We start from the raw sequence: 20,276 nt of genomic DNA on the forward strand, positions 1-20,276 counted from the left end.
CCGAAAATCGGCTTTCCCCCGCGATATTATAACAGGAGTTTCCCATGCTGCGCGTGATGGCCGTCACTCTCCCCCTCGCCCTGCTGGCCTGTTCAGCCGATGATGCGACCGGCCAGAATGCCGGTGCGACCGCGGGGGAAAAGCCGTTCAAGACATCGGTGATCGCCGATTTCGAATCGCCCTGGGCGATGACCTTCCTGCCCGACGGGCGGATGCTGATCACCGAAAAGGCCGGTGAGATGATCCTGTTCGATCCGAAGAACGGCACCAAGATCCCGATCGCCGGCATCCCCAAGGTCGACAGCGAGGGTCAGGGCGCGTTGATGGACATCGTCCCCTCCCCCACATTCGCGCAGGACAAGAAGGTCTATTTCAGCTTTTCCGAAGCCGGCCAGGGCGATCGTGCCGGCGGCAAGGGCGTGGCACTGGCCACCGGCATCTTCGACCAGGCGAGCGACGGCACGACCAGACTGGCCGACGTGAAGGTTATTTTCCGCGCCAGCGATTATGTCGAGGGCAATGGCCATTATTCGGGCCGCATCGCCTTCTCGCCGGACGGCAAATATCTCTTCTTCACCAATGGCGAGCGACAGAAGTTCGAGCCGGCGCAGGATCCCAAATCGACGCTGGGCAAGGTGCTGCGCCTCAATCTGGACGGCACGCCGGCGGCGGGCAATCCGCTCAGCACCAAGGGCTTCAACCCGGCGGTCTGGTCCTATGGCCATCGCAACCTGCTGGGCATCGCCTTCGACAAGGACGGGCGCCTGTGGGAACAGGAAATGGGCCCCAAGGGCGGCGACGAAGTCAATTTGATCAAGCCCGGCCTCAACTATGGCTATCCGCGCGTGTCGAACGGCGATCATTATGACGGCCGCGACATTCCCGATCACAAGCCTGGCGACGGCTATGAGGCGCCGAAGGTCTGGTGGAACCCGGTGATCTCGCCGGGCGGCCTGATCTATTATTCGGGCGACCTGTTCCCGCAATGGAAGGGATCGCTGTTCATCGGCGGCCTGTCGAGCCAGTCGCTGGTGCGGGTGAAGCTGGACGGCGAGAATGCGGAAAAGGCCGACCAGTGGGACATGGGCGCCCGCATCCGCGAGGTCGAACAGGGGCCAGACGGCGCGCTGTGGCTGCTGGAGGATGGCGGCAAGTCGCAGGGCCGCCTGCTCAAGCTGACGCCCAAGGCATAGATAGCCGCATGACCGACATGGATGCCCTGCCCGCGCGCAACGGGCAGCAACTGGCGCGCGCCGACATCATTGCCCTGGCGGGCACGCCCCACGCCCTGATCGACTGCGACCTGGAGGCGGCGGAGCTGGCGCAGCTCGACCTCACCGGCTGGCAGTTCGAGCGCTGCAACCTGCGCAATGCAGATCTGGCCGGCGCCATGCTGGAGCGCACGCGCTGGCAGGGTTGCCGGGGCGGCGGCGCGAATTTCACCGGCTGCGATCTCTCCGACGCGGTGCTGACCGGATGCGATTTCAACAATGTCGTGTTGCGGCGGGCGCGGCTGGAGGGCGCACGGCTGGCCCAGTGCAAGCTGACCGGCGCCGACCTGTCGGACCTGCGCGCGCTGGAGATCGACATGACGGAATGCCTGCTGATCGACGCGCGCCTGCCCGGCCTGTCCTTCCGCAAGCAACGGCTGAGCCGCATCGATTTCTCGCAGGCGGACCTGCGCAAATGCGATTTCCGCATGGCCAGTTTCGAGGGCTGCAGCCTGCGCGAGGCGATGCTGGACGGTGCCCGGTTCGAGGGCGCCGACCTGCGCGGCGCGGACATAGGCGGCGTGCATCTGGGCGATGCCAGCCGCTTTCGCGGCGCCACCATCTCACGCGACCAAGCCGGCGAACTGCTCGCCGAACTGGGGCTGAAGGTGCGCTGATCCCTCCTATCGGACCGGCGGCATCTCGCTCGCCACCATCTCGCCAGCACCCCGGCCGATCGACCAGAGGCGCCGGGGCGCCTTGGGATCCCAGTCTATCGCCTGCCCCGGTGTCGCGATGCCAAGCGTCCCGACATGCTCCAGCACCGATCCCGCCTCGGGCAGTTTCAGCGCATAGACTTCGGGCCGGTCATGGCCGGTGGCATAGATCAGCCCGTCCGCGCCCCAGCTGAGGCCCGAACAGCTTTTGGGGGCGAAGCGGGCCAGCACGTCCGGCGGGAAGGCCCAGCTCGCCTCCGCCCGGAAAGCATCGTCCATCCGCACCAGCAGCGTATAGCGATAGTCGCGCCCCGGCTCGCCGCCCTTGCCCTCATAATTGGCGAAGACCGCCCACCATTTGCCGGCATGCCGATCCATGACGGTCAGCGATCCGGGGCCAAAGCCCAGACTGACGCTGCGGATATGTTTCAGCGTCTTCGTATCGAAAATCTCGACCGCGCTGGTCTGCGGCACGGCCGGATAGTTGGACGCGGCGCAGACCAGTTCGACGCCGACCACGGTGCAACTGTTCATGTGCGGATAAAGGCGGCGCTCCCCCTGCCACTGCGCCACGCGCCGGCCGTCGGCGATGCGATATTTGCCGATCCGGTCATTATCGATCGCATAGACATGGGTGCCGTCCGACGCCGCACCCTGATGCGCTTCCGGCGCCTTGATCCGCAGGCTGACCGGGGATGGCGGCGGCGACGGTGCATCCGCCGGCGCCTGCGCGACCGCCGCGCCGCCAAGCCCGAGGACCAGCAGCCCTGTCACGACACGTAGTGCCATCGCCATGAACCCGTCCTCCTTGTGGTGGCCGCAGATCCGATGCCCGAGCGATGTTGCGGCGACAAGGCAGGGCGATGACGTATTGATGACGAATCCATGCCAGCAATCCAGCCCCTTTCGGCCGCCCGGCCGGCTTCCTATCTTGCGGGCCTTCTCTCCCTCTCCCACTTCTGGAGACCTGCATGAGCGCTCCCAAGCTGTTCCAGCCCTTCGATGTCGGCGGCCTTGCCCTCGACAACCGCATCGTGATTGCGCCGATGTGCCAATATTCCGCCGTCGATGGCCAGATGAACGACTGGCACCTCATCCATCTCGGCCAACTCGCCCTGTCGGGCGCGGCGCTGCTGACGATCGAAGCGACCGCCGTGCTGCCCGAGGGGCGGATCAGCCATGCCGATGTCGGCCTGTGGGATGATGCGACGCAGGCGGCGATGCAGCGCGTGCTGGACGGCGTGCGGCGCCATAGCGACATGCCCATCGCGATTCAGCTCGGCCATGCCGGGCGCAAGGCATCTACCGAAGTGCCATGGAAGGGCGGCGCGCAGATCGCGCCCGATGCAGCCAATGGCTGGCAGACGGTCGCCCCCTCCGCCCTGCCCTTCACGCCCGGCACCAACGCGCCGATGGCGCTGGACCAGGCCGGGATCGATCGGCTGCGCGACGCCTTCGTCGCGGCGGCGAAGCGGGCTGACACGATCGGTATCGACGCGGTCCAGCTGCATGGCGCGCATGGCTATCTGCTGCACCAGTTCCTCTCGCCGCTCTCCAACCAGCGCGACGATGAGTATGGCGGCAGCCTGGAAAACCGGATGCGCCTGCCGCTGGAGATTTTCGACGCGGTGCGCGCCGCTTTCCCGGCGCACAAGCCGGTGACGATGCGCGTGTCCGGCACCGACTGGGTCGATGGCGGCTGGGACATCGAGCAGACGATCGCATTTGCCAAGGCGCTGGAAGCGCGCGGGTGCAGCGCTATCCATGTGTCGAGCGGCGGGCTTGACCCGCGCCAGGATATTCCGGTGGGGCCGAGCTATCAGGTGCCGCTGGCCCGCGCGGTCAAGCAGGCGGTCGACATGCCGGTGATCGCCGTCGGCCTGATCACCGACTTCGAGCAGGCCGAGGCGATCATCGGCACCGGCGACGCCGATCTGATCGCGATCGCCCGCACCATCCTCTATGACCCGCGCTGGCCCTGGCATGCGGCGGCCCATCTGGGCGCAAGCGTGAAGGCCGCGCCGCAATATCTGCGCTGCCAGCCGCGCCAGTATCGCAATCTCTTTGACGCGCCGAAGGGCTGAAACGAAAAACGGGGCCTTTCGGCCCCGTTTATCCTTATTTTGCGCGTTTTCCGAGTCAGCAGGCGATCCCGCCTGCTTCGAAAACGCTTTATACCAACCGGCTCTGCTTGACCGCCGCTTCGATGAAGCTGGCGAACAGCGGGTGCGGGTCGAACGGCTTGGACTTGAGTTCCGGGTGAAACTGCACGCCCACGAACCAGGGATGGTCGGGCCGCTCGACGATTTCGGGCAGCGTGCCGTCCGGCGACATGCCCGAGAAGATCAGGCCGCCCTTTTCCAGCGGTTCGCGATAGCCGGCATTGACTTCATAGCGGTGGCGGTGACGCTCGCTGATGTCGTTGCTGCCATAGATACCGGCGACGACGCTGTTGCCCGCAAGCTTGGCCGGATAGGCGCCCAGACGCATGGTGCCGCCCAGATCGGTCTCGGCAGTGCGCTTCTGCAGGCCTTCCTTGCTCATCCATTCGGTGATGAGGCCGACGACCGGCTCGCTGGTCTCGCCGAACTCGGTGGTCGAGGCATTCTCGATCCCCGCCGTGTTCCGCGCGCCTTCGATGCAGGCCATCTGCATGCCAAGACAGATACCAAAGAAGGGCACGTCGCGTTCGCGCGCGAACTTGACCGACGCGATCTTGCCTTCCGACCCGCGCACGCCGAAGCCGCCGGGGACGAGAATGCCGTGCATCGGTTCGAGGCTGGCGGCGAGATCGTCGCCCTTCTCGAACAGTTCGGCGTCGATCCACTTGATGTTGACCTTCACCCGGTTGGCAAGGCCGCCATGGTGCAGCGCTTCGTGCAGCGACTTGTAGGCGTCGAGCAGGCCGACATATTTGCCGACCACGCCGATCGTCACTTCGCCTTCGGGATTGAGCTGGCGATCCATGATGTCGGTCCAGCGGTCCATCGACGGCGCGGGCGCATCGGTGATGCCGAAGGCGCGCAGCACTTCATTGTCGAGACCCTCGGCATGATATTGCTCGGGCACGGCATAGATGCTCTTGGCGTCGAGCGCCGGAATGACCGCCTCGGGACGGACATTGCAGAAGAGGGCGATCTTCTTGCGCTCGCTCTCGGGCAGCGGATGCTCGGCGCGGCACAGCAGGATGTCGGGCTGGATGCCGAGCGAGGTCAGCTCGCGCACGCTATGCTGGGTCGGCTTGGTCTTCAGTTCGCCCGCCGCCGCGAGATAGGGCACCAGGGTCACATGGACGAAGATCGACTGGCCGCGATCCAGATCATTATGGAGCTGGCGAATCGCTTCCATGAAGGGCAGCGATTCGATGTCGCCGACGGTGCCGCCGATTTCGCACAGCACGAAGTCCAGATCGTCGGTCTCCGCCGTGGCGAACGCCTTGATCTCGTCGGTGACGTGCGGGATGACCTGGACGGTCGCGCCAAGATAGTCGCCGCGCCGTTCGCGCTGGATGATGGTCTGATAGACCCGGCCCTGCGTGACATTGTCCGACTGGCGCGCCGACACGCCGGTAAAGCGTTCATAATGGCCAAGATCGAGGTCGGTTTCCGCCCCGTCGTCGGTCACATAGACTTCGCCATGCTGATAGGGCGACATCGTGCCCGGATCGACGTTGAGATAGGGGTCGAATTTCCGGATTCGCACGCGATAGCCCCGCGCCTGCAACAGCGCTGCCAAGGATGCGGCCATGAGGCCCTTACCAAGCGAGGAGACCACGCCGCCGGTGATGAAAATATACCGCGTCATGGGATAAGAGGCTTAGCCTTATACAAACGAGTTGAGCAAGCGCGCGAATCCGCACGCTCGCAAAAAATATGGCGATGAACGACGAAAAGGTCAGTTAGCGAGCGGAACTGCGCCGTTCGCTGCCGAACCATTGCCGGCGGCACTGGCCGCACCGGCCAGCGGGTCGGCGTTGCCGGTCGCGGGCGCCGGGGCCTGCGTGGCGGGAGCCGACTTGACCAGCGAGGTGTCGATGTCGCCGCCAGCATGACGGACCGAGGCGATGACCGCCAGGGTGATCGACAGCAGGACGAAGATGGTCGCCAGGATCGTGGTCGAACGCGTCAGGAAATCCGCCGCGCCGCGCGCCGACATCAGCCCGGCCGGGCTGCCACCGACGCCCAGACCGCCACCTTCCGACTTCTGCATCAGAATGACGGTGACCAGCAGGGCAGCGACGATCGCCTGCACGACGAGAAGGAAGGTGAACATGCGGGTTCTTTTCTGTCCAATGAAGGAATGCGTTGGCGCGCACATAGCGATGATGGGCCGCCGGGGCAACCGGCGAGCCTGTCGATATGAACGAAGGCATGGATGAGGCCGCGTGCGGAGGGTGCCGCGGCTGGCTTGCAATGGCCCATATAATCAAGTCTGGACAGTGAAAGAACCGTTCGGGCTGAGCGAAGTCGAAGCCCTCGGCCGAGCGGAGCGAGGCAATAGCTTCGCCTTCGCTCAGCAGCGCCCTTCGACTTCGCTCAGGGCGAACGGAGTGAAGATAGCCCGCCCCCTTCAACGCACAGCCAGCAACGAGCCCGACTCGCATCAAGCCAGAATACCCCCCTCTTCCGCACGAAGAGAGGGCACTCCGCATCAATCCGCGGCGGCGATCACCGGTTCGAACTTGGCCGCCGACAGGCTGGCGCCGCCGACCAGGCCGCCGTCGACGTCCGGCAGGGCGATGATCTCGGCGGCATTGTCGCCGTTCATTGATCCGCCATAGAGGATGCGCATGGCGTCGGCCTGTTCCTGGCCGATCCGACTGGCAAGCGCAGCCCGCAAGGTGGCGTGCATCGACTGGATCGCCTCCAGCGTCGGGATGCGGCCGGTGCCGATCGCCCAGATGGGTTCATAGGCGACGGCCAGCCAGTCGGCGCTTGCGCCTTCGGGCAGCGAGGCGAGCAACTGGGCGGTGACCACTTCGTCGGCATCGCCCGCATCGCGCACGGCGAGCGTTTCGCCCACGCACAGGATCACCTTCATGCCCGCGGCATGGGCGGCGACCGACTTGGCGGCGACATCGGCGTTGGTCTCGCCGCGCGTCTCGCGCCGTTCGCTATGACCGGTGATGACCCAGGTCGCCCCCGCCTCGATCAGCATCTCGGCCGACAGCGACCCGGTATAGGCGCCGCTCAGTTCCATATGGCAATTCTGGGCGCCGATGAAGGCCGCGCCCTTCAGCTGCGACCCGGCCATGATCAGCGTGGCCGGCAGGCAAAGCCCGACTTCCACCGCCGGATGCTGCGCGGCGAGCTTGCCGATCGCCTCCACCTCGTCGAGATGCGCGCGCATCCCGTTCATCTTCCAGTTGCCGACCACCAGCTTGCGCCTGCTCATCGGTCCATGTCCCCTTGTGATTATTGCTGCACGTGCCCGCAGCGGGTCCCCACGGCATGCACCGCGTCTCCTGGTTCCGCTTTCAGGCAATCAAGCCGATGGACGGCGATGCAGCATTTGTCCAGACCGTCCGCCACGGCCGCACTTGCCGCCGGGTCGATCCGCCCCTAAAGCGGGCCGCCATATCGCCGCATAAAAACCGGACATTCTCATGCTCTCTGTCTTCCGCAGTTTCATCCGTTCCAAATTCGGCGCCTTTTTCGCGATCCTCTTTTTGGGGTTGATCGCGGCGGCGTTCATCCTGGGCGACATTTCCAGCGGCAAGTTCGGGACCGGCCTGGGCGGCGGCGACACCGTCGCCAAGGCCGGCGGTTCCAAGCTGCGCATGAGCGAGCTGCAGGACCGCATCCAGCGCGTGTTCGAAAATGCGCGCCGCGAAAATCCCGGCATGCAGATCGGCGATTTCTTTGCCCAGGGCGGCGGCAAGCAGGTCTTTGACCAGCTGGTCGCGGCGCTGACGCTCAAGCAGTTCGCCAGCGATCAGGGCGTCCATATCAGCAAGCGGCTGGTCGATGCGCAGATCGCGCAGATCCCCGCCTTCCAGGACGCCGCCGGCAATTTCAGCCAGGATAATTTCCGCGCCCTGCTGCAGCGCGAGCGGATCAGCGAACAGTCGCTGCGCGACGATATCAGCCGCGAAATCCTGCAGCGCCAGCTGCTGGCCCCGGTCGGTCTGGGCGTGAAGCTGCCCGACAGCGTGGCGCTGCCCTATGCGTCGCTGCTGCTGGAGGAACGCCAGGGCACGATCGCCGCGATCCCGGCCGCCGCCTTCCTGGACGCCAAGGAGCCGACCGACGCGCAGGTCGCCGATTTCTACAAGAAGAATGCCGCGCGCTACACCATCCCGGAACAGCGCCGCATCCGCTATGCCGTGATCGACAGCGAGCGTTTCGCCCAGGCGGCCCAGCCGACCGAGGCGGAAATCACCGCCGCCTACAACCAGAACAAGGCGGCCTATGCCGCCAAGGAAAATCGCAGCGTCGAGCAACTGGTGCTGCCGACCCAGGCGGGCGCCAAGGCGATCGCCGACCAGGTGAAGGCCGGCAAGACGCTGGCCGCCGCGGCGCAGGGCGCGGGCCTTGCCGTGTCGACCCTGACCGACCAGAGCCGCGAGGCGCTGGCCGCCACCGCCTCCAAGCCGGTCGCCGACGCCGCCTTTGCCGCCAAGCAGGGCGAACTGGTCGGCCCGGTCCGTGGTTCGCTCGGCTGGATCGTGCTGCGCGTCACCGCGCTCAACAATGTCCCGGCCCGTGCGCTGGCGTCGGTGCGTGATGAGATCATCGCTACCCTGCGCACCCAGAAGGAAAAGCAGCTGCTGACCGACTTCACCGGCAAGATCGAGGACCAGATCGCCAATGGCGGCACCTTCGAGGAAGTCGCGAAGGATAATGGCCTGAAGCTGGAAACCTCGCCGCTGCTGGTGTCGAGCGGCAAGCAGGTCGAGGACGAGACCTATCAGCCCAACAGCGACCTGCAGCCGCTGCTGGCGCCCGTCTTCGCGATGAGCGCCGACGATGATGCCCAGCTGGTGCCGATCACCGCCGACAAGCGCTATGCGCTGGCCGCGCCGGGCGACATCGTCGCCCCCGCCCCGCCGCCGCTCGCCAAGATCAAGCCGCTGGTCGTGGCCCAGTACAAGCTGAGCCAGGGCTATGAGAAGGCGCAGAAGGTCGCCGAGGACATCCGCGCCAAGGTCGCCAAGGGCACCAAGCTGGCCGATGCGCTGGCCCAGGCCGGCGTCAAGCTGCCCGCCCCGCAGGTCGTGGGTGGCCGTCGCGCCGACCTGATGCGCGGTCAGCAGCGCCCGCCGGCCGAAATCGCCATCCTCTTCTCGATGGCCGCCAACAGCGTGAAGACTCTGCCGATCGGCCAGGATCGCGGCACCTTCGTGGTGCAATTGAACGCCATCAAGCGTGGTGACGCCGCCGGTCAGCCCGAATTGCTGAACCAGGTCCGCACCCAGCTCGGCGACGTCGTGGGCGAGGAATATGGCGCTCAGTTCGAGCGCGCGATCGAAAAGGACATGGGCGTGACCCGCAAGGCGAACGCCGTGGCTGAAGCCCAGAAGGCGCTGTCCGCCACCAATAGCGGCGAGCAGTAAGATGGCGGCGCAGGGGGGAATGGTGGACGGCACGGCCGTCGCTCGCGCGGCACTGGCACAGGGCCGTTCGGGTCTGGTGTGGCGGCGGCAGATTGCCGACACCGACACGCCGATCTCCGCTGCGCTCAAGCTGTTCGAGCCGGACCGCGGCGACTTCCTGCTTGAATCGGTCGAGGGCGGCGCGGTGCGTGGCCGCTACAGCCTGATCGGCCTGGCCCCCGACCTCGTCTATCGCGCCGAGGGTGCCAAGGGCGAGATCAACCGCCAATGGGCGACCGATCGCGACGCCTTCGTTCCCGCCGAACAGGATGCGTTGCAGGCGCTGCGCGCACTGGTCGCCGAATGCCGCGCCGATCTGGATCCCGCCCTGCCGGCCGCGCTCGCCTGTCTGGTCGGCTATTTCGGCTATGAGACGGTAGGCCTGGTCGAAAAGCTGCCCCGCCCGGCCGCCAACGACATCGCCCTGCCCGACATGCTGTTCGTGCGGCCGACCGTCATCCTGGTGTTCGATCGCCTGGCCGACGCCCTGTTCCTGGTCGCCCCGGTATGGAAGGATCAGGCCGCCGACGCGGAAAAGGCCATCGCGCAGGCGCTGGAGCGGATCGACGCGACCGCCGCGCGCCTGGCCGCGCCGCTGCCGGCCGTGCCCGCCCCGGCCGACATTGCCGAGATCGACGTGACGCCGGTGCTGGAACCGGGCCGCTACGCGCAGATGGTCGACCGCGCCAAGGACTATATTGTCGCGGGCGACATCTTTCAGGTGGTGCTGGCGCAGCGCTTCACCAGCCCCTTCACCCTGCCGCCGATCGCGCTCTATCGCGCGCTGCGCCGGATCAACCCGTCGCCCTTCCTCTATTATCTCGACCTGCCCGGCTTTGCGCTGATCGGGTCCAGCCCGGAAATCCTGGTCCGCGCCCGCGATGGCGAAGTGACGATCCGGCCGATCGCCGGCACCCGCCCGCGCGGCAAGAATGCGGTCGAGGATGCCGCCAACCGCGCCAGCTTGCTCGACGATCCCAAGGAACGGGCCGAGCATCTGATGCTGCTGGACCTGGGCCGTAACGATGTCGGCCGCGTCGCCAGCGCCGGCAGCGTCACCGTGACGGAAAGCTATACGGTCGAATTCTACAGCCATGTGATGCACATCGTGTCGAACGTGGTCGGCCGTCTGGCGCCCGAAAAGGATGCGATCGACGCGCTGTTCGCGGGCTTCCCGGCCGGCACCGTGTCGGGCGCGCCCAAGGTCCGCGCCTGCGAGATCATCGCCGAACTGGAGCCGGAAACGCGCGGTGCCTATGCCGGCGGCGTCGGTTATTTCGGGCCGGACGGCAATATGGACAGCTGCATCGTGCTGCGCACCGCCGTGCTGAAGGATGGCGTGATGCACGTCCAGGCCGGTGCCGGCATCGTCGCCGATTCGACCGCCGAATATGAACAGCGCGAATGCGAGGCCAAGAGCGGCGCCCTGCTCGCCGCCGCGCGCGAAGCCGTCAGCCTGGCCAAGCAGGCCGGCTACGGGCAGTAATTACAGCCGTTCGCCCTGAGCGAAGTCGAAGGGCCCTGCTGAGGCGAAGCCGAAGCCCTTCGCTGCGCTCAGGAGAAGGCTTCGACTTCGCTCAGCCCGGACGCCTTAATCCCTAACGACAGGCCCGCCAGCCCGTCGCGCCGCGTTCCGCCTGGTCGAGGTGGAAATGGTCGCGATGGGCGGCATTATAGTCGGGCGAGAGCACGGTCGAGAAAAGGTCGCAGGCGCCATCGCGCACGTCACGCAGGAAGGTGGCATCCTTGCCCTCTCCCTTCCAGTCGCCGACCACGCTGATCCGGTGGCCATCGGCCAGCACGAAGCCCGCGACATCAATCGCGTCGGCCGTGGCATGTTCGCTGAAGTCGCCCTGGCTGCGGCCATACATGCGCCGGCAGCTATAGGAACCGAAATGGGTGATGGAGCGCACCGGCTGGCCGAACAGGCGCTGGGCGGCGGGCTGCACCACCTGCCATTCCCAGACGCGCAGGGCGGCAACCACCGGGCAGGACGGCGCCACCCCGGCGGGTGACAAGGCGATCATGCCCTTTTCCGCCTTCAGCCGGACCGCGTCGGCATAGCCGCACTGCCCCTCGCCCCCGCCCGGCTTCATCGCCGTATAGGCAATGCCCGCCCGGTCGAGCAGCGCCAGGCATTGCGCCCGCTCCCCGGTCAGGGCGGCAAGCTTGCGACCCGTGAACAGGCCGACCGGCTGCGACAGGTCCAGCCTGGTCCAGGGCAGATCCTGCGGCCGCTGGCGCAGCAGCGCGTATCCGACCCAGAGCAGGCCAAGGATGACAGCGACAATGACAAGGGCACGAAGGGTCAGATGAAGGCGGCGCATCCCCTAACCACGCCGGACCTGCCGCATTGGTTCCGACGTGACCGGATAGCCCAGATGCGCCGGGATGCAGAGATGCGGCTCGCCGTCGCGCTCCTCGAACCAGGGGCGCACCTTTTCCACCGGGATGCTGCGGGCATGGGCGGCGAGGGCGTCGAAACTGTCATATTGCGCCAGCCGTTCCAGATTGCGGCGGGTGGGGAAGATGACATGCCCCTCGCCGCCATCGGCGCGGGCGATGGTCGCGGCGGCGCTGCTCCAGAACAGGCGGACATTCTCGGTCGCGTCGACGCTCGCCTCCTGCCCCAGTGGCGCGCGGGCGAGATAGAAGCGGGTGTCATAGACGCGGATCGCCTTTTCCCGTGCCGAAGGGTGCCAGCGGGCGAACGGCACCAGCGCATCCAGCGCCAGGGCGATGCCGCGCGGCGCCAGCAGATCGCCCAGCGCCGCCCCGTCGAGCAGGCCCGCGCGAATCGCCGACACGGTGGCGGCATCGACAGCCCCCGCCAGACCGACGCCCAGGCCGCTTTCCTCGATCGTCTCGCGAATGGCGGCGATCCGCGCGGCGACCTCATCACTGGCCAGATCGCTGGACATACTGGCGGCCAGCGCCCGGTCGCCATCGTCGACGCCGCCGCCCGGAAAGACCAGCGCACCGGCGGCAAAGGCCATGGTCGCGGCCCGTTCCATCATCAGCAGGTCGGGCGCTTCCCCCGGCCTGTCGCGCACGATCACGATCGTCGCTGCGGGGCGGCCCGCGTCATTCTCTTGGCTCATGCCCCGGTCTAGGCCGCATCCGGCGGGGTGGTAAAGCCCCGCCCCGGCCAGAGGCGTCAGGCAGCCATCAGCGGAAGGCCGACATAATTTTCCGCCAGCGTGCGCTGCGCCGCCTGCGACCCGCGAATATAGTCAATCTCGGCCGCCTGGATGCGGCGCGCGAAACCGTCCATGTCGGGGAAGCGGTGCGTGATCGAGGTGAACCACCAGGAAAAGCGCTCCGCCTTCCAGACACGCGCCAGAGCGCGGGCGGAATAGCCGTCCAGCCCGGCATCCGATCCGCCGCGATAATGGTCAACCAGCGCATCGCTCAACATGATGACGTCCGACGCGGCGAGGTTGAGTCCCTTGGCGCCGGTCGGCGGCACGATATGGGCAGCGTCGCCGGCCAGGAACAGCCGGCCCCAGCGCATCGGTTCCGACACGAAGGAGCGCAGCGGCGCGATCGACTTCTCGAAACTCGGCCCGCGGGTGACGCGCGATGCGGCGTCGGGGCCAAGGCGCAGGCAAAGCTCGTCCCAGAAACGATCGTCGGACCAGTCCTCGACCTGCTCGTCGAGGCCGCACTGGATATAATAGCGGCTGCGCGTGGGCGAGCGCATCGAGGCGAGCGCGAAGCCGCGCTCATGATTGGCGTAGATGAGTTCATGGTCGGCGGGCGGCACATCGGCCAATATGCCGAGCCAGCCGAACGGATAGACGCGCTCAAACGTGCGCAGCACATGGGCGGGGATGCTGTTGCGGCTGACGCCATGATAGCCGTCGCAGCCGACGACATAGTCGCATTGCAATTCCTGCGCGACGCCATCCTGGCGCCAGCGGACCACGGGATGATCGCCGTCCAGCCCCTCCAGCGTCACATCCTGCGCATTCCAGACGATCTCGACACCGCGCTCCGGCGCCGCCTCGAACAGGTCGTGCATCACCTCCTGCTGGCCATAGACGGTGACGGCGCTGCCGCCGGTCAGCGCCGCCATGTCGATGCGGAACAGCGAACCGTCGAGCGAAATCTGGGTGCCCCCATGGACCAGCCCCTCGCGATCGAGCCGGTCGCCGAGGCCCAAGCGATGCATCAGGTCGGTCGTCACCTGTTCCAGCACGCCGGCGCGCACCCGCCCCTCGACATAGGCCCGGTCGCGCCGTTCCAGCACGACCGCGGCGATGCCCTCCGCCGCGAGCAGATGGGCCAGGAACATGCCGGCCGGGCCGGCGCCGATAATGGCTATGCTGGTGCGCATTCGCATCCTCTCATGATCCGGGCGCGCTGACGGCGCCCCTGTTTGTCCGATGCGCCCATCGTATCCGCACGGCCGGCGATGGACATGGGCGCACCAGCCTATTAATTGGACAATTCATCAGCCTCAGTGCATCCCGACGGGACCATGCCCGATGTCGAAACAGTCCTTCCCGACCTTCTATCTTTATGGTGAACCCCACAGGTTGGTGGCGGAGGGCTTCGTCCATGTCGAAACCCTGGACGATCGCTCACGTCCCAGCGAATGGACGATCAAACCGCATGCTCATAGCGAGCTGAGCCATATCTTCCTCATTACCTCGGGCGGCGGCGCGATGGAGGCGGATGGCGCGGAGCTGCGCTTCGTCGCGCCCAGCTTCCTGCTGGTGCCGGCCACCGCCGTGCATGGCTTCAAATGGCTGGAGGAGACCGCCGGCTTCGTCATCACCATGGCCGACGCCTATCTGCAGGATCTGGGCCGCCATGGCCCGGAACTGACCGGCCTGTTCGAGCGCCCCGACGCGATCGAGATGAGCGCGGCGCAATTGCCGCCGGTCGAGCGGCTGGTGGCCGATCTGATGCGCGAACTCAGCTGGTCGGCGCCGGGCCACCGGGCGGCGGTCGATGCGGCGATGCTGTCGCTGCTGGTGACGGCACTGCGCCATCGCAGCGCCGCCATCCATACCGCCCCGCGCGCCGGACCGCATGCGTCGATCGTCGCGCGGCTGCGCGAACGGATCGAGCAGCGCTTCCGCCTGCGCGAACCGGTGTCGGTCCATGCCGCCGCACTGGGCGTCAGCCAGACCGCGCTGCGCGTCGCCTGCGCCCGGATGGCGGGCCGATCGCCGGCCCAGATGCTGGACCAGCGCGCCCTGCTCGAAGCGCAACGGGCCTTGCTCTATTCCAACCTGTCGATTGCCGAGATCGGCTTTTCGATCGGCTTTGCCGACCCGGCCTATTTCAGCCGCTTCTTCCAGCGCAACATGGGCCTGTCCGCCCGCGCCTATCGCGAGGCACAACAGGGCACGAACGGATAAGACACGCCGCCCGCCCTAGGCATGACGATCAGGACTGGCTGGCTGCGCCGCCCAGCAAGGCGTTCGCCACGTCGCGGGCATTGGCAGCAAGTTCGTCATCAGGCAATTCACCGGCCGTCCAGAAGGACAGCACACCGCGAAAGCCGAAGGCCAGATGCCGTGCCAGGGCGGGCAGCGCCGGGTGTCCTTCAACCAGGCCTTCGCCAGCACCGATCGCCAGGGTCCACAGCGCGGTGGACTGCGCCAGCACTTCGCCATGGGTCGGCCCCGGCGTGCCGAGCCACCCCATCACCGCCCGGTTCACGCGCGGTTCTTCCAGCATCAGCTCGACCACCGTGGCGACCGCCAGCAGCACACGCTGGCCGGCATCATCGCGCCGCGGCTTGTCCGCGAAGCGCTGGGTCGCGGTGGCTATCCGCCGCGCCGACAGGGCGTGCATGATCGCGGCCTTGCTGCCGAACTGGTTGAACGGCGTGGCGAAACTGACGCCCGCTTCGGTCGCCAGATCGCGCATCGAAAATTCCGCCTTGCCGTCGCGCAGCAGGCGTTCGGCCGCGTCGATCACACGATTGCGCACAGGTTCACCACGCGAACCGTTCGAGGGGGGCTTGATGGACGTCATATTGCTATCTATATCATGATATAATTGATGTTCAAATCATGGAGTAGGCCATGTCGGCGCTGATCCCCAAGACTTTCCTGATTACCGGCGTCAGTTCCGGCCTGGGCCGGGCCTTTGCCGAGGGCGCGCTGGACGCCGGCCATGCCGTCGTCGGGACCGTGCGGCACCCCAAGGATGCCGACGCCTTTGCGGCGCTGGCGCCCGGACGCGCGCATCCGCTGTTGCTGGACGTGACGCATCTTGACGCGATTGCGGATGCCGTGGCGGACGCCGAGCGGCGCGCCGGGTCGGTCGACGTGCTGGTGAACAATGCGGGCTATGGTCATGAGGGCGTGCTGGAGGAATCGTCGATCGACGATCTGCAGCGCCAGTTCGCGGCCAATGTGTTCGGCCCGGTGGCAATGATGAAGGCGGTACTGCCCGGCATGCGCGAAAGGCGGCGCGGGCATATCGTCAACATCACCTCCATGGGCGGGTTCATCACCATGCCCGGCATCAGCTTCTATTGCGGCAGCAAGTTCGCGCTGGAAGGGATTTCCGAAGCGCTGGGCAAGGAAGTGGCGCCGTTCGGCATTCATGTGACGGCGCTGGCGCCCGGCCAGTTCCGCACCGACTGGGCCGGGCGGTCGATGGACCGCACGCCGCGCAGCATAGCCGACTATGACGCGGTCATGGACCCGATAAGGGCGGCGCGTCAGGCCAAGAGCGGGCAGCAGCCGGGCGATCCCGCGCGCGCGGCGCAAGCCTTGCTGGCGCTGGTGGAGGCGCCGGCACCGCCGACGCGCCTGTTCCTGGGCGACGATGCGCTGGGCCTGGTCGAAGGCAAGATGGCCGCTATGGAGGCGGAGATCGCGCAATGGCGCGCATTGTCCCGCTCCACCCGCTTTGCCGCATAAGCGCGGCGATCCCCCGCCAACAGAAAGACACAGACCATGTTTGGAATAACGCCCCTGGGCTGGGTGCATACGCTCGGCAGCCTGCCCGCCATTCCACTGGCGGCCTATATGCTTGCGCGCCATGGCCGGATCATGCCGCGAACGGCACCGGGCATCGCCTATCTCATCTTCATGCTGATCGGTGCCGGCACCGTGTTCCTGGTGGTGCATCAGCCGATCAGCTACGGGATCGGCACAGTCACGATCCTGCTGCTGATCGCCGGCTATGGCGTGAACAGCATCCGCTTTCTCGGGCGGGCGCGACGCTATCTGGAAACCGTCTTCCTCAGCCTCACCACATTCCTGCTGATGGTGCCGACCGTGACCGAAATCCTGCGCCGCGTGCCGGACGGTCATCCTCTCGTCACCGACCTCAAATCGCCCTTACTGCTGGGATCGCAGGCGGCGCTTCTGGCTATGCTGATCCTGGGCCTTGCCGCCCAGTTCATTGCCCTGCGCCGGCAAAATGGCGGGGACGCCTGATGTCGACCGCAATCGCCCGCTTGCTTGCACTTCCCCTGTTTGCACTGGCGCTGATCGGCGCCGCGCCGCCCGAAACGCGCTTCGATATCAGTTTGCCGGCTGCGCTGAGCGATGACGCATCGGGACGATTGCTGCTCTTTGCGGCACCGCTGAGCGCCGACAATGGCGAAAGCGAGGATATCGACATCTATGACCCCGACGACGCCCGCATCTTCGTGGCGGGCCGCGATGTCGCCAGTTTCGGGCCTGATCGCACCGTGAGCATCGATGCCGAGGAAGGCGCCTTCCCCAAGGGGCTCGCGACCCTGGCGCCGGGGGACTATCGGATGCAGGTCGTGCTCGATCGCGACGGCGACTATAATTATGGCGGGCGGGGACCGGGCGATCTGGTCTCGAAGGTGGTGACATTGCGCCTGCCGCTTCGCGCTAGGCCGTCGATAGCGCTCGATCACAGGCTGCCGCCGGCGGCCGCGCAGTTCGACGTCACCGGCCTGCCGCCGCGCGCCGCCGAACAGATCACCGCGTCGCGCCCGCATCTGCACGACGAACAGGTCGCATCGAAAGTGCTGACCCGCTTTCGCGGCACGCCGCAGAGCGTCGCCGCCTGGGTGCTGACCCCGCCGGGCTATGATCCCAACGGCCGCGTCACCTATCCCACGGTCTATACGGCCGGTGCGTTCGGCACCAATCACCGGGTGGACGGGCAGCAATTGTCGCGCATCTGGCATCTGATGGAGACAAAAGCCATTCCGCCGATGATCTGGGTGACGCTGGACTTCGCCTCGCCGACCGGCACGACCGAATTTGCCGACAGCGTCAATAATGGTCCCTGGGGCGAAGCGCTGACGCGCGAGATCATCCCGGCGCTCGAAAGCCGCTATCGGATGGATGCGAAGCCCTCGGGCCGCTTCCTGACCGGCCATAGTTCGGGCGGCTGGTTCGCGCTCTGGGCGATGGTGCGCTATCCCGCCATCTTCGGTGGAAGCTGGGCCTCGTCGCCCGATCCGGTCGATTTCCGGCATTTCATCGGCGTCGACCTCTCTCAGCCGGGCGCGAACATGTATCGTGATGCCCAGGGCGTGGCCCGTCCGCTGGAGCGCGCCCATGGCGCGGTGAAGACGACGATCGAGCAGGCGGCTGGGATCGAGACGGTGCTGGGCCGGGACGGCGGGCAGTTGCGATCCTTCGACTGGACCTTTTCGCCGCGCCGCGCGGACGGGACGCCGGCACCGCTCTTCGATCGGGTGACGGGCGCGGTCGATGCCGATGTCGCGGCCTATTGGCGGGACAATTATGATATCGGCCACCGGATCGAGACCCAATGGCCGCGCCTGCGCCATGACCTGGACGGCAAGGTCCATGTCGTGGTCGGGACCGCCGATTCCTATTATCTTGACGGTGCCGTCCATGATCTGGAGGCCGCGTTCCACAAGGTGGGTGGCCGGGCGGAGTTCATCTATGTCCCCGGCGCGTCGCACAGCATCAACGAAGTCTATACGCGGGACGGCGATCGCAACGCCTATTATCGGGAAATGGCGCAGGCCATGTATGCGGTGGCGCGGCCATCAGGCGGCGTACGCGGGCGCTGAAGCGAAATGCGCCGTCGGGCGGGAGGTTGAAAAGCGTGCGGTTTGACGCCCGGACGAGCTGCGGCTACCGCGCGGGCCATGATCGTTCTGCTCTCTCCCGCCAAGACGCTCGACTTCGAGCGCGCGCTGCCGCCCCTTGCCGTCACGATGCCGCATTTTGCAGAGGAAGCGCGCGGGCTTGCCAAGTCGGCCGCCAACCTTTCGCAGAAGCGGCTGGCGGAACTGATGCATATCTCGCCGCGTCTGGCCAAGCTCAATGCCGACCGGTTCCGGGACTTTGCCGACCTGCCCGAACGGCAGGCGCTCTATGCCTTTGCCGGCGACGTCTATTCCGGTTTCGAGGTGGACACGCTGGACGAGGCGGCGGTGGCCTTTGCGCAGGATCATGTGCGCATGCTGTCGGGCCTTTACGGGCTGCTGCGTCCGCTGGATGCGATCCGTCCCTATCGGCTGGAAATGGGCACGCGCTGGGCACCGCGGCACAAGAAGCTGACCGACTGGTGGGGCGATCGCATCGCCGCGCTGCTGCGCGCGCAGGCCGCGGAAGAGGGATCGGGCGTCGTCCTCAACCTGGCCAGCCAGGAATATTTCGCGGCGGTGGAGAACAGGCTGGACGGCCTGCGCGTGATCCATGTCGATTTTCGCGAGCCGGGGCCGAACGGCCCGCGCTTCGTGAGCTTCAACGCGAAGCGGGCACGCGGCATGATGGCGCGCTGGATGTGCGAACATCATGTCGCCGATGTCGAGGCCATGCAGGGGTTCGACAGCGACGGATATCGCTTCGATCCGGCCGAGAGCGACGCCGACCACTGGCGCTTCATGCGCGCCTGACCGGCGCAGGGCATCTGCCGCGAGGCGGCGCGCATGATGCCGCTTGCATTCCCGACAAGGCCAAGGCACCCCGCCCGGATGCACATGGATACAGATCTGGAAACCGCTCTGCTGGGCCCTGTCATCCCTGACCGGTCCTGCGGCGATTGCACCATGTGCTGCACCATTCTGACCGTCGACACCCCCGATTTCAAGAAAGCGGCGGGCGCGCCCTGCGCGCATCTGGGCGAGCAGGGATGCAGCATCCATGCGGTGCGCCCGCATATCTGCCGGACATGGTTTTGCGCATGGCGCCGGGTCCAGGCCATGCCCGATGAAGCCCGTCCGGACCGGTCCGGCATCCTGGCGTCGATCGATTTCGTCCGCGAACCGCGCAACTGCTTCGAAGGCGTATCGATCATGGTTCGCATGCTGCCCGGCAGCGCTGCGATCGAGAATGGCATGGCCGGCGCGATCCTCGACAGTCTTTGCGATCAGCTGGTGCCCGTCTGGTTCAGCGACGGATCGCGGAAGATGTTGATGCATCCCGACAATGAGGTCGCGGCCCTCGTCCTGTCGGGGGATGCCGCCCCCGCCCACCTGCGCGCCGAAGTCGCCGCCTGGCGCGCGCGTTACATGAGCTTTTCATCCAGGGCATGACACCGGCCCCGGCAAGCGCCGGTCGCCCGGCCGGTCATGTGGGACGCGGATGGCCCCTACCGCCGGCACATTGCTTGTGCCATTGATCGATCCATGACGACGCTGCGCCTCTCCGCCGAACCACGTCCGCTCGGCAAGAGCGGCATTTCCGTCTTTCCGATCGCCTGGGGCATGTGGCGCCTGGCCGGCGAGGATATCGCCGAGGCCCGCGCCAGGGTGGAGGCGGCGCTGGACGCCGGCATCACCCTGCTCGACACGGCGGACATCTATGGCTGCGACACACC

20 protein-coding genes are annotated in these 20,276 nt (G+C 66.6%); 12 read left to right on the plus strand and 8 right to left on the minus strand.

What is annotated here, in order from left to right; genetic code table 11:
* The first annotated feature begins 44 nt into the window (after nt 1-44).
* Together JQK15_RS11440 and JQK15_RS11445 are read left to right on the plus strand one after the other, a co-directional pair.
* Nucleotides 45-1,193, plus strand: coding sequence for a PQQ-dependent sugar dehydrogenase (locus tag JQK15_RS11440; RefSeq protein ID WP_214865569.1), 1,149 nt, complete (start codon nt 45-47; stop codon nt 1,191-1,193).
* Nucleotides 1,194-1,201: 8 nt separating this feature from the next.
* Nucleotides 1,202-1,888: a pentapeptide repeat-containing protein gene (locus tag JQK15_RS11445; protein ID WP_214865571.1), complete on the plus strand. Its 687-nt coding sequence runs from the start codon at nt 1,202-1,204 to the stop codon at nt 1,886-1,888.
* 6 nt (nt 1,889-1,894) lie between these two features.
* On the opposite strand, the gene JQK15_RS11450 is transcribed toward JQK15_RS11445, so the two are convergent.
* Nucleotides 1,895-2,716 carry a hypothetical protein gene (locus JQK15_RS11450; RefSeq protein ID WP_214865626.1) on the minus strand — a complete coding sequence of 274 codons (822 nt, stop codon included), beginning with the start codon at nt 2,714-2,716 and terminating at the stop codon, nt 1,895-1,897.
* A 182-nt stretch (nt 2,717-2,898) separates the two neighbouring features.
* On the opposite strand from JQK15_RS11450, the gene JQK15_RS11455 reads away from it, so the two are divergent.
* Nucleotides 2,899-4,011 (plus strand): NADH:flavin oxidoreductase/NADH oxidase, encoded by a 1,113-nt coding sequence (locus JQK15_RS11455; RefSeq protein ID WP_214865573.1) that lies wholly within the window; start codon nt 2,899-2,901, stop codon nt 4,009-4,011.
* An 88-nt stretch (nt 4,012-4,099) separates the two neighbouring features.
* Here the strand turns inward: JQK15_RS11455 and pyrG are convergent, their stop codons facing one another.
* The 3 genes from pyrG to tpiA form a co-directional block, all read right to left on the minus strand.
* Nucleotides 4,100-5,731 (minus strand): CTP synthase, encoded by a 1,632-nt coding sequence (gene pyrG / locus JQK15_RS11460; RefSeq protein ID WP_010337427.1) that lies wholly within the window; start codon nt 5,729-5,731, stop codon nt 4,100-4,102.
* Between the two features lie 90 nt (nt 5,732-5,821).
* Nucleotides 5,822-6,199, minus strand: a complete 378-nt coding sequence (gene secG, locus JQK15_RS11465; protein ID WP_004211256.1) for a preprotein translocase subunit SecG — start codon at nt 6,197-6,199, stop codon at nt 5,822-5,824.
* A 378-nt stretch (nt 6,200-6,577) separates the two neighbouring features.
* Complete coding sequence (gene tpiA / locus JQK15_RS11470) at nt 6,578-7,321, minus strand: triose-phosphate isomerase (RefSeq protein ID WP_004211255.1); 744 nt, start codon at nt 7,319-7,321, stop codon at nt 6,578-6,580.
* Nucleotides 7,322-7,532: 211 nt separating this feature from the next.
* On the opposite strand from tpiA, the gene JQK15_RS11475 reads away from it, so the two are divergent.
* Together JQK15_RS11475 and trpE are read left to right on the plus strand one after the other, a co-directional pair.
* Nucleotides 7,533-9,482 carry a peptidylprolyl isomerase gene (locus JQK15_RS11475; RefSeq protein WP_037517726.1) on the plus strand — a complete coding sequence of 650 codons (1,950 nt, stop codon included), beginning with the start codon at nt 7,533-7,535 and terminating at the stop codon, nt 9,480-9,482.
* A 1-nt stretch (nt 9,483) separates the two neighbouring features.
* A complete protein-coding gene (gene trpE, locus JQK15_RS11480; RefSeq protein ID WP_080727118.1) occupies nt 9,484-11,007 on the plus strand; it encodes an anthranilate synthase component I in 1,524 nt (507 codons plus the stop codon).
* Between the two features lie 112 nt (nt 11,008-11,119).
* On the opposite strand, the gene JQK15_RS11485 is transcribed toward trpE, so the two are convergent.
* Genes JQK15_RS11485 through pobA form a run of 3 tightly spaced genes read right to left on the minus strand, consistent with a single transcriptional unit; the run spans nt 11,120 to nt 13,860 of the window.
* Complete coding sequence (locus JQK15_RS11485; RefSeq protein WP_010337430.1) at nt 11,120-11,848, minus strand: extensin-like domain-containing protein; 729 nt, start codon at nt 11,846-11,848, stop codon at nt 11,120-11,122.
* A gap of 3 nt (nt 11,849-11,851) precedes the next feature.
* The gene (locus JQK15_RS11490) at nt 11,852-12,622 is read right to left on the minus strand and encodes an NUDIX hydrolase (RefSeq protein ID WP_214865575.1); all 771 of its coding nucleotides are present in this window, start codon (nt 12,620-12,622) and stop codon (nt 11,852-11,854) included.
* 56 nt (nt 12,623-12,678) lie between these two features.
* Complete coding sequence (gene pobA, locus JQK15_RS11495; RefSeq protein WP_214865577.1) at nt 12,679-13,860, minus strand: 4-hydroxybenzoate 3-monooxygenase; 1,182 nt, start codon at nt 13,858-13,860, stop codon at nt 12,679-12,681.
* 151 nt (nt 13,861-14,011) lie between these two features.
* On the opposite strand from pobA, the gene JQK15_RS11500 reads away from it, so the two are divergent.
* Nucleotides 14,012-14,893, plus strand: a complete 882-nt coding sequence (locus JQK15_RS11500; protein WP_214865579.1) for a helix-turn-helix domain-containing protein — start codon at nt 14,012-14,014, stop codon at nt 14,891-14,893.
* A gap of 28 nt (nt 14,894-14,921) precedes the next feature.
* Here JQK15_RS11500 and JQK15_RS11505 read toward each other — a convergent pair whose 3' ends face one another.
* Nucleotides 14,922-15,515: a TetR/AcrR family transcriptional regulator gene (locus JQK15_RS11505; RefSeq protein ID WP_214865581.1), complete on the minus strand. Its 594-nt coding sequence runs from the start codon at nt 15,513-15,515 to the stop codon at nt 14,922-14,924.
* 50 nt (nt 15,516-15,565) lie between these two features.
* Between JQK15_RS11505 and JQK15_RS11510 the strand changes: the two genes are divergently transcribed.
* The 6 genes from JQK15_RS11510 to JQK15_RS11535 form a co-directional block, all read left to right on the plus strand.
* Nucleotides 15,566-16,411, plus strand: a complete 846-nt coding sequence (locus JQK15_RS11510; protein ID WP_214865583.1) for an oxidoreductase — start codon at nt 15,566-15,568, stop codon at nt 16,409-16,411.
* 36 nt (nt 16,412-16,447) lie between these two features.
* Complete coding sequence (locus JQK15_RS11515) at nt 16,448-16,933, plus strand: hypothetical protein (RefSeq protein WP_214865585.1); 486 nt, start codon at nt 16,448-16,450, stop codon at nt 16,931-16,933.
* Nucleotides 16,933-18,522, plus strand: a complete 1,590-nt coding sequence (locus tag JQK15_RS11520) for an alpha/beta hydrolase (RefSeq protein ID WP_214865587.1) — start codon at nt 16,933-16,935, stop codon at nt 18,520-18,522. The genes JQK15_RS11515 and JQK15_RS11520 overlap by 1 nt, the downstream gene beginning before the upstream one ends.
* A 78-nt stretch (nt 18,523-18,600) precedes the next feature.
* Nucleotides 18,601-19,353, plus strand: coding sequence for a peroxide stress protein YaaA (gene yaaA, locus JQK15_RS11525; RefSeq protein ID WP_214865589.1), 753 nt, complete (start codon nt 18,601-18,603; stop codon nt 19,351-19,353).
* Between the two features lie 78 nt (nt 19,354-19,431).
* Nucleotides 19,432-19,992 carry a YkgJ family cysteine cluster protein gene (locus JQK15_RS11530; protein WP_037491139.1) on the plus strand — a complete coding sequence of 187 codons (561 nt, stop codon included), beginning with the start codon at nt 19,432-19,434 and terminating at the stop codon, nt 19,990-19,992.
* A 93-nt stretch (nt 19,993-20,085) separates the two neighbouring features.
* A partial coding sequence (locus JQK15_RS11535; RefSeq protein WP_214865591.1) for an aldo/keto reductase occupies nt 20,086-20,276 on the plus strand: 191 nt, incomplete at its 3' end.

It is taken from the genome of Sphingobium sp. BHU LFT2, from assembly GCF_018604485.1.
GTDB lineage: Bacteria > Pseudomonadota > Alphaproteobacteria > Sphingomonadales > Sphingomonadaceae > Sphingobium > Sphingobium yanoikuyae_A.